A 15,587-nucleotide genomic window follows, 5' to 3' on the forward strand; every position below is an offset into this window, starting at 1 on the left:
GGATTTACAATGTTCTAAATATACAAAAAAGAGATTAGGACAGTGCCTCTTTGTAGACTTTTAAACATCGTTCCCTAGCCATTTTATGGTCTACCATTTTTTGTGGATAGGTAAGCTCTTGAAGATCTGGAACCCAATAGTTAACGTAGGTTTTTTGTTTATCAAATTTATCTATCTGGGTGGTAGGGTTAAAAATTCTAAAGTAAGGTGCAGCATCTACACCGCTACCGGCGGCCCATTGCCAATTGCCTACATTACTGCTTAGTTCATAATCTAGTAACCGTTCTGCAAAATAGGCTTCGCCCCACCGCCAATCTATCAACAAATGTTTACATAAAAAACTAGCTACCAACATGCGTACCCTGTTGTGCATATGCCCGGTTGTGTTTAGTTCGCGCATGCCGGCATCTACCAAGGCGTAGCCTGTTTGGCCATTTTTCCACTTTTCAAATTCCGCTTCATTGTTTCGCCAGGGAATCCTATCATATTTCTTTTTAAAAGCTTCGTTTACCGTGTTCGGAAAATGCCAAAGAATTTGCATAAAAAACTCGCGCCAGATGAGTTCGTTTAAAAACACCTGATTTTTACTGGCCATAGCTTCTTGCACCATTTTTCTAATAGATACGGTTCCAAAACGCAAATGAGGCCCTAGTCTGGAGGTGCCATGAGGTAATGCCGGATAATTACGGGTAGCTTCGTAATTGTTAATTAGTAGCGGGGAGATGTTGTATATTGGAATTTTTATGGCAGCAGGCTCAAACCCTATATCCGTAATGGATAACCAAGGTAGTTTGGAGTTTTTCACTAAGTTATGCAAATAGACAGACGTATCTTGTGGCATAACATCCTGTGCGGCATTTAACAGTTGCTTCCATCTACGCATATATGGGGTATATACAATATAAGGGTTGCCATCTGCCTTAACCACCTCATTTTTTTCAAAGATTACCTGATCTTTATAGGAACTAAAGCCAATTCCGTTTTCATGCAGTAGCTCTCCTACCACTTTGTCGCGCTTAAGGGCATATGGCTCGTAATCCCTGTTGGTAAAGACCTTGTGCACCTGATGGTTGCGTAAAATTTCTTGAAATACCTTTAAGGGTTCTCCTTTGTAAAGGGCAATACCACTATCATAGGTCTTTTTTAGTTGGAGGTTCATGTTCTGCAGGGTAGTATGGATAAAACTTACCCTGGCGTCATTTTTTGGCAACCTGTCCAAAATTTCGTTATCGAATATGAAAATGGGAAGTACCTTATAGTTGTCTTTTAAAGCAGCTAAGAGACCTATATTGTCTTGCAACCTTAAATCTCTACGAAACCAAAATATGGATACTTTGTTGTCCAAATTTTTTAAATTGATTTAAACTCTACTTCGTTGGGTATTCCATCCATTATCCCAAATAGCTCTGCGAGTTTGTTTTCGCGATAAGAAAATATCTGCTGCAACTGTTTCTTTACCAGTAGAGGATGGGCCAGCTGTCCCAAAAAACCAAATGGCAGTTTATAGTCTATGACATCCTCCATTTCCACACCATTGTCCAGGGGATTGATAAAATGTTTATGATGCCATAAGGCGTAGGGTCCAAAACGCTGTTCGTCTACAAAATAGCGCCCTTCTTTTACATGGGTTATTTCTGTGACCCACTTGGTAGTTATACCCGGGAAAGGAGATACCTTGTAATGTATTATTTGACCAGGATACATAGGTCTGTCCCCACCTGCAATAATATTAAAACCCATATGGTCTGGAGTGATTATCTTCAGGTTTTTTGGGCTCGATAAAAACTTCCAAGCCTTATCCATTGAAATAGGAAGCGCCTGGCGCGAACGAAGTTGGTATAATTTCATAGTTTTTAACCAAAAATAAGGCAATTTATACTCAATTGAAATCGATTCTGTACGAAATGCTTCGATTTTCCAAACTATTTTCTAAACGGGTCTCATGGAAAATCACGTCATTGATAAATGAAAAAATGGTATTTGGGCGAGGCTTTTAAACCTAAAGTCGATTTTTCAATACTACCTTATTTTTTATAGGCTCAAAAAGGCTTCAAATTTGTACATTGAACCTAGAACTAAAACAATGATAGTAAAGCGGTTACACTTTTATATGTTGCTTCTTGGTAGCGTACTCTTTGCTCAGGAGAATACCGCTTTGATAGGTAGTTTACCAACCGCTGTCCACGAGACCTCTGGCTTACTTTTTTTTAATGATCACCTGATAACGCATAACGATTCTGGTAACAGCCCTCAGTTGTTTGAGATAGATACTTTGTCTCTGGAGATTAAACGCATGGTAACGGTTGTTGGTGCCAACAATATGGATTGGGAAGACCTTGCGCAAGATGACGACTATATCTATATAGGTGATTTCGGAAATTTTGAAGGCGGTAGGCAAGACCTGGTTATTTATAGGGTTTCAAAACCGGACTATCGTAGCTCGGATATGGTAGTTGCCGAACGAATTGATTTCTCATACCCAGACCAACCCAATGGTACTAACAGTTCAGGTGGCGATTGGGATGCTGAAGCTCTTTTTGTGTTGGGCAATAATCTTATTATACTCACAAAGCAATGGCAGACCATGGAAACAGTGGCATATAGTGTCCCTAAAGTACCTGGTAATCAGGTAGCCGTAAACTTAGGTAGCTACCCTGTAGGTGGTCTTGTAACGGGCGCTTCGTATCATGAAGCATCCAAAAACTTGGTATTGTTGGGATATAGTCAGCAGTTGAGCCCATTCATATTTCAATTTAATGACATAACGGCGACCGATATTTTTGCCAATCCGGAAGAGAAAAGGAACCTCAATATTCTGATTGCTCAAATGGAGGGCATAACACACGTCTCGGAAAACACACTTTTTGCATCTGCCGAACTTTTTGAAAATGATAGCCCTAGAATAACTTTGCCTCCGCAATTGTTCTCTATTACAGCGCCAAGTAAACCAACTGAGGAAGAAAATCCGGAAGGGGATATAGAAGGGGAATTGGTTTTGTATAGAAATGAGGGGTCTAAAATCTTGCAATACGAATTGAACACTTCGGAAACGCTTTTTGGTAGGGCAGTTTTTGATACCGCCGGCAAGAGAATCCGTTTTACACATGCCAATGCCATTGAGGAACATAGCATTGATCTTTCCACGTTGGCCCCATCTATTTATTACCTTACCTTTTATCTTCGCAGCGGTATAGTGTCTAAACCCTTCTTGTTAAACTGATTTTTTAAGCCTGCCCGTTTTTATTTAAGGATTTGTTAACAAAGCCACTGTCGCATAATATCTAGATTTGTGAAAACTAAAAAATCTTTCAACAAAATGAAAAAAGTATTCCTTTTACTATGTGTAGTACTTGTGTCTTTCGCAGGAAACGCACAGGTCAACACGCCACAACCTAGTCCGTCCGCAACATTAATGCAGACCGTGGGACTAACAGATGTTACGCTAGAGTATTCTAGACCTTCCATGAGAGGTAGAACCATTTTTGGTGACCTTGTTCCTTATAATGAAGTATGGCGTACAGGTGCCAATGCAAGAACTAAAATTACTTTCAGTGACGACGTTACTGTAGACGGCCAAACTTTAAAGGCAGGTACCTATGCAATTTTCACCAAGCCTGGTGAAACTGCTTGGGAAGTTATTTTTTATACCGATGCACAAGGTGGTGGTACACCCAGAGAGTGGGACGATGCCAAAGTAGCCGCTAAAGCCATGGCACAGGTAAACCCAATGCCAATGGCCATAGAGACGTTTACCATGACCTTCGACGACCTTTCCAACAATTCTGCCAACTTGGGTATGTTATGGGAAAAGAGTTACGTTGCGGTAAAATTTGAGGTACCTACTATGGAAAAGACCGTTAAAAGTATTGAGACCGTTATGAACGGCCCAAGTGCAAACGATTACTATTCTGCGGCATCTTATTACTATGCGGAGAATAAAGATTTGGAAAAAGCCAAGGAATGGATAGATAAAGCCGTGGCTATGGACAAAGAAGGTAAAGCTTTTTGGGTAATGAGACGACAGTCGCTTATTCACGCAAAAGTGGGTGCTACCAAAACTGCTATTGAAGCTGCAAAAAAATCATTGGCATCTGCAGAAGCTGCAGGTAACGAAGATTATGTTAAGATGAATAAAGAATCCCTGAAAGAATGGGGAGCACTTTAATACAAAATTTTAGATCAGATATTAAAAGGCCCGCAATTGCGGGCCTTTTTTATGTTTTGATCGGAGGGTTTCGCAAGAGTCGTTCTAAACTTTCGAATAAAAATGCGATCACCATTACCAGTCCACATCCAATAAAATTTAACCAGAGATATCCCAGTTTCTCTTCCCCTGTAGGGTGAATATGAATTAGGGTATAGTATATTACACAGACAATGATCTGGGTTACCAAGGCTGCAAAGAAAACGGCATTGCCTTTTATAAACTTAAAGAAGAAGGCCAATAAAAATATGCCCAAAACATTTCCATAAAAGATAGATCCAATAATGTTTACCAGCTGTATTAAATTATCGAATAAGTTAGCAATGCTAGCAATACCTATGGCGATCAACCCCCAGAGAAGGGTAAATAATTTAGTTGCCTTTACGTAATGTTTGGGTGTAAATTCTCCTTTTTTATTGCGTTTGTACAAATCCAAAGCGGTAATTGTACCCAATGCGTTAAGTTCCGAAGCGGTAGAGGACATGGCTGCCGAAAGTATCACCGCTAAAAGGAGTCCAACCAGTCCTTTTGGTAAATAGTTAAGAATAAAATGTATAAAGACATAATCCTTATCGTTGGTCTCAATACTGTCATCGGCCATTTTTATCAATGCCTTTGCAGCCTCCCTGTTACTTCTGTCTTTGGCATTTATGGTTATTATTTCCTCCCTGGCTTCAACAATGGCATCATATTCCTTAAGCTCCAAAGCGGTTGAAAATTTATTATGTGCCATTTTTTTCTCTGTTTCCAGGGCAACATGTCCTTCTTGCAATATATGGTAATCCTTGGCATATGGAGAGGCCATTATGGCGTTTGTTGCTGCCGGATTAAAGTTTAAAGGCGACGTATTATATTGATAGAAAACAAAGACCATGACACCTACCAAAAGGATTAAAAACTGCATCGGTATTTTGAATATTCCATTAAAGATTAAGCCCAATTGGCTCTCACGCACCGATTTTCCGGATAGGTAACGTTGTACCTGACTCTGATCGGTACCAAAGTACGCCAGGGCCAAGAACAAGCCACCGGTGATTCCACTCCAGAAGGTATACCTACTTTTGGTATTAAGGTCAAAATCCAAAATGTTCAGTTTATCGCTGGCACCTGCAATTTTCAATGCTTTGGTAAAAGTTATATCAGGTGGCAGGTAACCTAGGATAAAGAAAAAAGCCACGAACATTCCGGTAATAATGATAAACATCTGCTGCTTTTGGGTAACATTTACAGCTTTGGTGCCTCCGGTAACGGTATACACAATTACCAAGACGCCTATAATAACGCTCAATGTCCTTAAATCCCACCCTAAAACGGCGGAAAGAATAATTGCCGGAGCAAAAATGGTAATTCCTGCGGCCAGCCCTCGCTGTATAAGAAAAAGAACGGCTGCCAGTGTCCTTGTTTTTAGATCAAATCTATTTTCCAAAAACTCGTAGGCCGTGTATACTTTTAGTCTATGGTACAGCGGAATAAATACCAGGCATATAATAATCATGGCCAAAGGCAATCCAAAATAGAATTGTACAAACCCCATTCCATCATGGAAAGCTTGGCCCGGGGTAGAGAGAAAGGTAATGGCGCTTGCTTGGGTAGCCATCACCGAGAGGCCTATGGTCCACCATTTTGCTTCATTACCTCCTAATACATAATCTTTTACATCCTTACTGCCCCTGGTTTTCCAAACACCGTATCCAACAATGAAAAGTAATGTTCCGGCAAGAATTATCCAATCTAGTATTCCCATATTAGCGGTATGCGGTCATTACAAAATAGAAAAATAAGACGTAAGCGATGTTCAGTAGAATCACTAGGGTATATTCCTTAGTCCAGGTAATTTTTTCTTGCATTTTTTATCCTTTGATGTCACTTTCGTTTTCCACCTTATCCTTGCCTATGGATAACATGTTTGCAAATATTTTGTAGGCCCCGGATACTCCTGCGGGCAATTCCCGGAAAAAACTTAGGCCAGTATAGATATAATTCCCTTTTCCATAAGGTGCAACTATAAGACTACCCTGTTTTTCTGCCTCACCACTATCGCCCATGGAGAGGATAGGAGTAAATTCTGGACCCCATTCGTTTGGAAAGTATAAACCCCGTTCTTGTACCCAACCATCAAAATCTTTTTCGGTTATGGGGTTGGGGAAATTTACCATAGAATGGTTTTTAGCCAAAATTTTAACTTCAGAGTTTTCTTCCGTAACCCTATCCCTAGAGAGTTTTAATGGATAGGGGGCCAGGTTGTCTATTCCCAAACCTCTTCGGCTTGCAGTATTGTATTGTACAATTAGATTGCCACCTTCGTTGACATAATCGAGCAAATGCCGTTGCTTAAATTTTAGCTCATCCACTACATTATAGGCCCGTATTCCTACTACAATGGCATCGTATTTGGCAAGCGTTCCGGGCTGAATGTTATTGGGGTCTATGGTATGGACCTTATATCCTATCTGCTCTAAGCTCTCGGGTACTTCATCGCCTGCACCAACGATATAACCAATATTTTCACCAACTTTTTGTATGTTGAGCCTCACTATTTTAGATTCAGAGGACAACAGCACTGATTGTGTCGGCACATGATCATAAGCAATTTCTATCAACTCTTGCGAGTATGTTTTTTGACCTACCGAAACTACGGGAGCAATGGTTCCTTCACTTTCTTTTTCTGGGGGCACAACCGTAAAAATTACTGTTTGCTGGTCTCCCTTTTCCGCAATGGTAAAGTCTATAGCGGCCGGAGTTACCTGCCAATCCTGGGGATGTTCCAAGCTAATTTTTCCTTTTAGGCCACTCGCACCCGCACGGATAGTAACCGGTATATCCTTTGCTTTGGAATCGGCGAAAATCACCACCTTATCTGTCAAATGCGTAGTTGCCTGTGGCAATATTTCAAAAGGTTGGTAAAGTTCTCCCTTATCGGGTTTGGAATAGCGATGTACAATGGGTTTTTCAATGGTAATAGAAAATCCTTCAAAATCCAATTCAAAGGTAGCCATAAAAGCATGGGGAGTTTCTGGTTTTCCTATCAAGCTTTTGTCCGCAACTGTATACATACCCAAACTTCCTTTTTCCGCCAGCCAATATGGGCTTGTATACGACATGTTTTCGGGAACGTTTAGCGTTAACTCCAAGTTTATCTTTTTATTTTCTTCTAAGTTTAGATTAGTTCCATCCTCGTAATCCTCTAAGATTGAGAGAGACTTTAGAGCAATCTTGGCACTACTTCTGTTCAGAACTTCCACATTTATTTTAACCGTTCCCCCGGGGTAGGTAGAAGATTCTTGGGCAGATGCTTCCAAATAAAGTCCAGACACCGCAACAATAATATCTTTTAACTCCTTGGATTTTAGGTTCCTCCAATGGGCATCGGGAACTTCTTGTAGTTTTTTGTACGCCAATAGTAAATTGGGCAGATGTTTGGCAGGATCAATAAAATCAAAACTTTTTTCAATGGCATATAAAATCTCTCCGACAGCCTTTCCTCCAGATACTCTAGACCATGTTGTATTTACTCCTTCAAAAATATTGGTCTCGTCGTTCGGCAGACTACCTTTTACAAGTTCTATATACTCATTTTGCGAGCCTCTGGTGGTTACCCTTCCAAATCCCTGACAAAGATGTTGGTTGCTTGCCATGGAAGCAATTTCATTGTTAGAGAGTCCTTTTGTAGGGTAATAGACCCCGATGTCAAAATTAAGCATCTTGGATTTATCTGCTTTTTCAAAATTTTCTGGACTTCCATAAAACCACCAGGAAGTATTAAAAAAAGCACGTTTCGGTTGCCAGGTAGTTGTAGACGTTAGCTGTTCCGGATAGGCGTTCTCATCATTCGCCATGTCAAACGCTTCAACACTTAACATCGCTGATGAGGTATGGTGTCCGTGTGTGCTTCCCGGAGTCCTATGGTCAAAACGATTAATAATAACATCGGGCTTAAGATTTCTAATTACCCATACAACGTCTCCCAGCACGTCTTTTTTATTCCAAATGGTCAAAGTTTCATCGGGGTGTTTTGAATAGCCAAAATCATTGGCACGGGTAAAGAATTGTTCTCCACCATCTACCCTTCTAGCGGCAAGGAGTTCTTGTGTTCTTAAAACTCCCAATAGTTCCCGAAGTTCGGGCCCAATAAGGTTTTGTCCACCATCGCCTCGCGTTAAGGATAGGTATGCTGTTTTTGCCTTAACGTTGTTGGATAGGTATGAAATTAGTCTTGTGTTTTCATCATCTGGGTGAGCAGCTATATACAAAGCTGTACCCAGAAAGTTAAGTTTTTGTAGCGAATGATATATTTCCGAGGATGTTGGTTTTTTGGGAGCTTGGGCAAAGGCATGTAATGAGGTCATAAGTATCCCGATAAAGAATACTAGAATTTTACGCATAACGTTGGAGTTTTGTTGTAATCCAAAGATAGAAAGATTAGCAACCGAGCAATAACATTTACAACTTCTTTAACACGTAGTCCGCCGCTGTTTTTTGAAGGAAACGGGCAATCTAGCTAATGCGTACTACTCCTTTTTGCAAAAAAAGATTGTTGGGATAAGTAACCAGCTCGCCGTTGTCCTTTACCAAATGCACGTGGAACGCCTTTATATCCTCTATGAGCGCTTCCTCTCCGAAATCACCATCGAGTATACGAATGCGATCCCCAATTTTAAAAGGGAAATAGAAAAAAAGGATAATCCCAGCGGTAACATTGCTTAAAATAGACCAAGAAGCAAATAAGGCTACCCCAAGTACAGCGAATACAGAGGAGAAAATAAGGCCTAGCTCCTTAATGTTTACACCCCAGATAAAGGTTAGTGCAACCACAGTCAATGAGGTAAGGCCAAAGGAAACGTATTTTATGACCAACTTGGTACGGACCTCGTTAATTTCACTGATAGCCCCAACCTTACGTATGGTCTTAATACTGATGAACCTAAGTATTAATAGTAGGACCAGGCTTATAGCTGTACCAATGATCTCTGTTTGGTAATCAATAATAAGTTCTTTCATTTTACTATAATCCTAAACTATCTCGCAAAAATACATCATCATTACCATTTTGTCCCCAATAAGCTGTTTTTAAGGTGTTTATTTTTGTTGCCTTGGATGTCATGCTTTTTGCGTTGGCCCCAAAACCACTTTTATAGGTTTCTGTCCAACTTTCAATAGTGTGCGGAAAGGAAGTAGAAAAATTGATCACCAATGTTCTTTGCAGTTCTGGATAATCTATTTCATAAGCGCTTAGGTCTCCGTTTTTAGTTAAAGAAACAGTTGCTTTATAGGCTTTTATCTCCTTGTGCCTTAGTCTAATATACTCTAAAGAAGGTATAATGTACTGTTCACCCACGGGAAGTCTGTCCGGAGCTATTCGTATTTTGTTCCAAAGCTCATTTTCCAAGATGGATTTTTCTAGCTGTAGGTTCTTATCTCCCTCACTTTCAAAATAAGAAAAGGAGCTTATATCAAATTTATCCCTGTTATTGAGTTGAGTAAAGACCTGCCCGCACCATTCCTGCACCGAGGTGGTAACCTTTATGGCGTGCTGATTGTCGTGTACCGGATAAAAACTACTGCCCATAATGGAATACGGATATATTCCGGTTAAATATTTTTTGGTGCTGTTCAATTTTAATATCGGAACATTGTTCGGATTGGAACGATCTGCCTTTACCTGCTTGTCCGCCACAAAGGGTTCGGTAACATACACCAAAACTGCTTTTCCTTCACGGATTTCCCCATAACGGGCCTGTTCTAGTGCGTATGATGTTATTTCGGCATTACCTGCGTACCAATATTTTTTAAAATCTTCAGAAAGTGGTTTTTTGGGTTCTGCGGAAACAATACTTTCAGACTCCGCATTAAGGGCTACCTCAGTGGAATTTCCTTTTATTTTTTCATTGCACGAAGCTATAACATAGGTAAGGGCAATTAACGCGAACAATATGGTCTCAAATCTTGCAAAACGTTTCATTGGATTCAATTTTTCATAAAAATAAGCATCAATTTTCAAGAAACCATGCTTATTAACGTTTTGTAAACGATATGCGTTGGTAAACCCATAACATTGTTATAAGACCCCTGAATTTCAGTTACTCCAATGTGCCCTATCCATTCCTGGATGCCATAGGCCCCGGCTTTGTCAAAAGGATGGTAGTTGTTGATGTAATACCAAATTTCATCATCGGACAAATTCTTAAACTTTACCTTGGTAATGGCATAGGCGGTTCGTTGGTCTTTGGCGGTGGTAAAGCACACGGAAGTGATTACCTCGTGCCAGCCGTTAGATAGTGTTTTCAGCATTTCATAGGCTTCTTGTGCATCAACAGCTTTGGCCAAGGATTTATCCTGGTGCCACACAACAGTATCCGAAGTGATAAGAATTTCATTTTCACCTAATTCATCTTTATGGACACTGGCCTTTAATACTGCCAAATATGTGCTGATTTCTTCCCGTTTTAAATGTTCGGGGTAAATTTCCTCAACGGATTTTAGACGAATCTGAAAATCCAATCCCAATTCCTTAAAAAACTGTTGACGCCTTGGGGATCCGGAGGCTAAGACTATTGTGAATTGTTTTAATTCTTCGGTCAGCATGGTGTCTAATCGTTTTCTGCACTAAAGTTATCGTACCAATCTCCCCTTACCTTCAATACCTGTTCAATAATATCCCGCACACATCCATCACCACCATCTTTATGTGAAACATACTTGGAAACCGCTTTTACTTCTGCTACTGCATCTTGGGGGCAGGTGGGCAGTGCTACTATTTTCATAGGAGGAATATCGGGTAGGTCATCGCCCATATAGAGAACATTTTCTGGAGCTATATTATAAATATCTAGATATTCTTCTAGTGGCTCAACTTTGTGATGGGCTCCCAAATATATATCGGTTACCCCCAATCCCTTTAATCTATTGCGAACACCTTCATCGGTTCCGCCGGTAATAATACATACATTATAGCCCTTCATAAGGGCGGTTTTGAGTGCGTATCCATCTTTAACACTCATTTTTCGTAACATGGCTCCCTCAGTGGTGATTAATAGGGTGCCATCTGTAAAAACCCCATCAACATCAAATACAAATGTGGTAATGTCCTTTAGATATTCCTTATAACTTTTCTCCATGGCTTTTTTCAATTGATTTGCTCATTAGGGCGTACACCTCCCTGTGCGTTTCGTCTTTTAATTGTTTATTATGTTTTTCCAGTGTCTTTTTATCCTTGCGTACTGCTGGTCCCGTCTGGGCCTCAAAGGGCTGCAAGGTTTGTATTTTTTTTGCTGTTTCCATGATGAGTGGTTTTAATAGCTCGAAAGGAAGTCCGTTTTCATCACAAATTTCCTTGCCCAATTGATAGCAATGGTTGGTGAAGTTATTTACAAATACCGCCGAAATATGCAGAACACCCCGCTGTTTAGATGAAATATGCACTACATTGTCCGAAATTTTGGAAGCTAGCTCCGTCAAGATATGAAGGTCATTTTCGTTTCCGGCCTCTATACAAATGGGTATGGTTTTGAAATTTGGTCGTTGTCCTTTGCTAAAGGTTTGCAAGGGGTAAAAAACGCCTCGTCGCTCATTGTACTCCAAGGCATTTAAGGCTACCGCACCGGAAGTATGTACCACCAGACCCTTTTTAGTGCTTAAGTTTTTAGCTACCTCGGCAATGGCATCATCGCTAACAGCAATAAGGTATACATTGGCCTCCATGATGCGGGCATAACTGGTAGTGGTATTTACCGAAGGGGCAAAGGCAGCCAGCGCTTTTTTATTTCGCCCAACAACCTGCACTAATGCTATATCGGTATGTTCTAGGAACGCATCGAGCAAATGAGTGGCCACGTTACCAGTACCCAGAAGAACAACCTTAATCATACCGCTAAAATAAGCATATATTTCATTTACACCTCGCTATTTCCAAGCATATCCATAAGCGTAGATCGTTACCATTTTTTCGAGTTTTTTGACAGGTATTTTTTGTGAAAAAACCTTGGACAAACGAATTCTTGCATATAAAGTATCCTAAGATTGTTAATTACCTCATTTTTGTCTTCGAAATACGTTATTTTTGCACTCTGAAAATACAATTCAGTCCTCCAAAATGATAGATTTACTTAAGAAGATCTTCTTTTCCACACGCTTAATGGCCTTCTTGTTCATCGCTTTTGCCACAGCTATGGCTTTCGGAACATTTATTGAAAGTTGGTACAGCACGGAAACGGCGCGGATATGGATTTATAATACTACCTGGTTTGAGGCCATAATGGTATTTTTTGTCATCAATTTTATAGGAAACATTTTTAAATATAGATTGTTCCGTAAGGAAAAATGGGCCGTGCTTACATTACACCTGTCTTGGATATTGATCATTTTGGGAGCCTTTGTTACAAGGTATATTAGCTTTGAAGGCGTAATGCCCATAAGGGAGGGAAATACTGAAAAAGTATTTTATTCGGACAAAACATATTTAACGGCATTTGTTGACGGGGAGATTAATGGTGAGCCTAAACGAAAGCTATTGGAGGATGATTTGATAGTGACACCCGAAGCCCTAAAATCGAGCTTGCCATGGAAATCCGATTTTAACGGACAACCCTTTACCATTTCCTATGTAGATTTTATAAAAGGTGCCAAAAAAGGGCTGATACCCAATGAAAACGGCAGCGAATTTCTTAAAATCGTGGAATCTGGGGATGGCACCCGACACGAACATTATTTGGAAAACGGGGAAGTTGCAAGTATACACAACGTTTTGTTTTCATTGAACAAACCTACCGATGGGGCCATCAACATAGCAACTACGGATAGCACTTACCATATAAAATCACCTTTTGAAGGTAGTTTTATGCGTATGGCAGATCAGTTCCAAGGACAACTTTTTAAAGACAGCCTACAAACCTTACAACTACGCTCGCTATACAATACTGCCGGTATGCAGTTTGTAATTCCGGACCCCCTGGTTAAAGGTGTGGAAGGTGTAGTCACCATTCCTAGAGAGGAAGTTACCGAGGTAGATCAGGATGCTTTGGTACTTAGCATAACGGTCAATGGGGAGAGTGTTACCAAAAAGATATTGGGAGGAAGGGGTTCTTCAAATTTTTCCGAGAAGATTGGGGTAGGCGGATTGGACTTTACCTTAGGTTATGGTTCCAAAGTTTATGAACTGCCTTTTGCAATAAAGTTGAACGATTTTATAGCCGAAAAATATCCTGGTACGGAAAGGGGATATGCTTCTTTTATGAGCAAGGTTACTGTGGAAGATCAACGGGCTTTTGATTATGATATTTTCATGAACAATATTTTGGACCACCAAGGATATCGTTTTTTTCAATCGGGTTTTGATCCGGATGAACGGGGTACCATCCTTTCCGTTAATCACGATCTTGTGGGCACGTGGATTACTTATATTGGCTACTTTCTCCTGTACATTGGTTTAATGGGTATTATGTTCTTTGGGAAGACCCGTTTTAAGGATTTGGCAAATTCTCTGGATAAACTAAAGGCGAAGAAAGCGGGCATGACCACAATTTTAGCTTTGGGTTTTGTCCTCCATGGAACAGCCCAGGACACCCATGCACATACCGCCGCTCCTGCTGCTCAGCAAGTAGATTCTATATTGCAGACTACCATTGTATCCAAGGAACATGCGGCAGCTTTTGGGAAATTGATTATTCAGGACGATGGGGGACGTATGAAACCCATTAATACATTTTCTTCCGAGCTTTTACGCAAACTAAGTCTAAAGAGTTCTTATAAGGATTTAAATGCAGATCAGGTATTCCTATCCATGATGTTGAACCCAGCCGTTTGGTACAATACGGCGTTTATAGCATTGGATAAGAAAGGGGATAATGATAGTATTAGAACCATAATCGGGGTAACCGATGAACAACGTTTTGTAAAGGCGACCGATTTTTTTGAAGCGGACGGAAAATATAAGTTGGCGCCTTATCTACAAAAAGCCTATGCTACCAATACACCTAACAAATTTGAGCAAGACTTTAAAGATGCAGATCTTAGATTAGGCCTGCTAAATAGGGCATTGGGAGGCGAAATAATTAAGATATTCCCTTTGTTGAACGATGAGAACAACAAATGGATTTCGGCAGTGGAATACCGTTCCGGACAATACCAAGTAACAGATTCCCTGTATGCCAACTTTGTTAAAAATGCCGTACCATACTATTTGTCTACCCTCCAAACCGCTAAGGCCACCGGGGATTATACCGGGGCCGATAGATTACTTCAGGCTTTTAAGCAAAACCAACAAAATCATGGTAGCGAAGTACTGCCAAGCGATGCAAAGATTAAAGCCGAAGTAGTATATAACAGCCTCGATATTTTTAATCGCATGTATAAGTACTATGCTGTTATTGGACTTTTAATGTTTTTTGTGCTGATATTCCGAATTTTTAAGGATAGGGAAATTTGGCGTGTGGCCACTTTTTTCTTTAAAGGAACAATCATGGTCTTTTTTGTTTGGCATACGGCCGGACTGATTTTGCGATGGTACATATCCGGACATGCTCCTTGGAGTGATGCTTATGAAAGTATTCTTTATGTTTCCTGGGCCACCATGGGCATGGGCCTACTTTTAGGACGCAAAAGCCATATGACAATTGCCGCAACGGCCTTTGTAACCTCTTTACTGCTTTGGATAGCGCATCAAAATTGGGTAGATCCAGCCATTGCAAACCTAGTGCCCGTATTGGATAGTTACTGGCTCATGATTCATGTAGCGGTAATCGTTGGAAGTTACGGCCCGCTTACCGTAGGTATGATTCTTGGTGTAGTGGCTTTGTTATTGATTATTCTTACCAATGAAAAGAACAAGGCCAAGATGGAACTAAATCTTAAAGAACTTACCATAGTTAACGAACTTACCCTAACAGTAGGTTTGGTGATGCTTACTATTGGTAATTTCTTAGGAGGGCAATGGGCCAATGAAAGTTGGGGCCGTTATTGGGGTTGGGACCCCAAGGAGACCTGGGCGCTCATTTCCATAATGATCTATGCTTTTGTAATCCACACCCGTCTTGTTCCCGGACTCCGAGGTAAATGGACATTCAATTTTTTGAGCGTAGCCGCCTTTGGTAGTATTATGATGACCTATTTTGGTGTAAACTTTTATCTGGTTGGGCTGCACAGTTATGCCAGCGGGTCTCCTGTGATAACACCTACCTTCGTTTGGTACATTGTCTTCGGTGTATTGATTTTGGGAATTATCAGCTACTGGAGATACAAGGTCAATTACGTTAAATAATTTTCAAATTATTTGTTATCCCTAAAAAAAGGTGCATCTTTGTACCATCATGAAGTTATAGAATTTATGTACACCATAGATGTCATCGGAGGGCTAAAGCCCAGGTTTTAGTCGGCTACTTGCCGACAGGTG

12 protein-coding genes are annotated in these 15,587 nt (G+C 40.5%); 3 read left to right on the forward strand and 9 right to left on the reverse strand.

The genetic code is table 11. The annotated features are described in order from the left end of the window. Nucleotides 1–34 precede the first annotated feature (34 nt). Entirely contained in the window at nucleotides 35–1,345 is a 1,311-nt protein-coding gene (locus tag ACEQ81_RS08615; RefSeq protein ID WP_411030474.1) for a cryptochrome/photolyase family protein, read from the reverse strand. Nucleotides 1,346–1,350: 5 nt separating this feature from the next. Continuing rightward, nucleotides 1,351–1,848 (reverse strand): SRPBCC family protein, encoded by a 498-nt coding sequence (locus ACEQ81_RS08620; RefSeq protein WP_411030475.1) that lies wholly within the window; start codon nucleotides 1,846–1,848, stop codon nucleotides 1,351–1,353. Nucleotides 1,849–2,083: 235 nt separating this feature from the next. Here ACEQ81_RS08620 and ACEQ81_RS08625 point away from each other — a divergent pair, with 235 nt between their 5' ends. Together ACEQ81_RS08625 and ACEQ81_RS08630 are read left to right on the forward strand one after the other, a co-directional pair. Beyond that, complete coding sequence (locus tag ACEQ81_RS08625) at nucleotides 2,084–3,220, forward strand: hypothetical protein (protein ID WP_411030476.1); 1,137 nt, start codon at nucleotides 2,084–2,086, stop codon at nucleotides 3,218–3,220. A 96-nt stretch (nucleotides 3,221–3,316) separates the two neighbouring features. Further along, the gene (locus ACEQ81_RS08630) at nucleotides 3,317–4,165 is read left to right on the forward strand and encodes a DUF2911 domain-containing protein (RefSeq protein WP_411030477.1); all 849 of its coding nucleotides are present in this window, start codon (nucleotides 3,317–3,319) and stop codon (nucleotides 4,163–4,165) included. Between the two features lie 49 nt (nucleotides 4,166–4,214). On the opposite strand, the gene ACEQ81_RS08635 is transcribed toward ACEQ81_RS08630, so the two are convergent. The 7 genes from ACEQ81_RS08635 to ACEQ81_RS08665 all read right to left on the reverse strand — a co-directional run bounded on the left by ACEQ81_RS08635 (nucleotide 4,215) and on the right by ACEQ81_RS08665 (nucleotide 12,067). Continuing rightward, on the reverse strand, nucleotides 4,215–5,948 hold the full coding sequence (locus ACEQ81_RS08635) for a sodium:solute symporter (protein ID WP_411030478.1): 1,734 nt from the start codon (nucleotides 5,946–5,948) through the stop codon (nucleotides 4,215–4,217). 106 nt (nucleotides 5,949–6,054) lie between these two features. Further along, the gene (locus ACEQ81_RS08640) at nucleotides 6,055–8,586 is read right to left on the reverse strand and encodes a PIG-L family deacetylase (RefSeq protein WP_411030479.1); all 2,532 of its coding nucleotides are present in this window, start codon (nucleotides 8,584–8,586) and stop codon (nucleotides 6,055–6,057) included. A gap of 112 nt (nucleotides 8,587–8,698) precedes the next feature. Then, entirely contained in the window at nucleotides 8,699–9,202 is a 504-nt protein-coding gene (locus ACEQ81_RS08645; protein ID WP_411030480.1) for a mechanosensitive ion channel domain-containing protein, read from the reverse strand. Nucleotides 9,203–9,206: 4 nt separating this feature from the next. Next, nucleotides 9,207–10,163 (reverse strand): septum formation inhibitor Maf, encoded by a 957-nt coding sequence (locus ACEQ81_RS08650; protein ID WP_411030481.1) that lies wholly within the window; start codon nucleotides 10,161–10,163, stop codon nucleotides 9,207–9,209. Between the two features lie 35 nt (nucleotides 10,164–10,198). After that, nucleotides 10,199–10,786: a Maf-like protein gene (locus tag ACEQ81_RS08655; protein ID WP_411030482.1), complete on the reverse strand. Its 588-nt coding sequence runs from the start codon at nucleotides 10,784–10,786 to the stop codon at nucleotides 10,199–10,201. A 5-nt stretch (nucleotides 10,787–10,791) separates the two neighbouring features. Next, the gene (locus ACEQ81_RS08660; protein ID WP_411030483.1) at nucleotides 10,792–11,319 is read right to left on the reverse strand and encodes a KdsC family phosphatase; all 528 of its coding nucleotides are present in this window, start codon (nucleotides 11,317–11,319) and stop codon (nucleotides 10,792–10,794) included. Continuing rightward, on the reverse strand, nucleotides 11,303–12,067 hold the full coding sequence (locus ACEQ81_RS08665; RefSeq protein WP_411030484.1) for a Rossmann-like and DUF2520 domain-containing protein: 765 nt from the start codon (nucleotides 12,065–12,067) through the stop codon (nucleotides 11,303–11,305). The genes ACEQ81_RS08660 and ACEQ81_RS08665 overlap by 17 nt, the downstream gene beginning before the upstream one ends. A 226-nt stretch (nucleotides 12,068–12,293) precedes the next feature. Between ACEQ81_RS08665 and ccsA the strand changes: the two genes are divergently transcribed. Continuing rightward, the gene (ccsA, locus tag ACEQ81_RS08670) at nucleotides 12,294–15,455 is read left to right on the forward strand and encodes a cytochrome c biogenesis protein CcsA (protein WP_411030485.1); all 3,162 of its coding nucleotides are present in this window, start codon (nucleotides 12,294–12,296) and stop codon (nucleotides 15,453–15,455) included. Nucleotides 15,456–15,587: the final 132 nt, after the last annotated feature.

Source organism: Spongiimicrobium sp. 3-5 (assembly GCF_046557915.1).
Taxonomy (GTDB): domain Bacteria; phylum Bacteroidota; class Bacteroidia; order Flavobacteriales; family Flavobacteriaceae; genus JBHEBG01.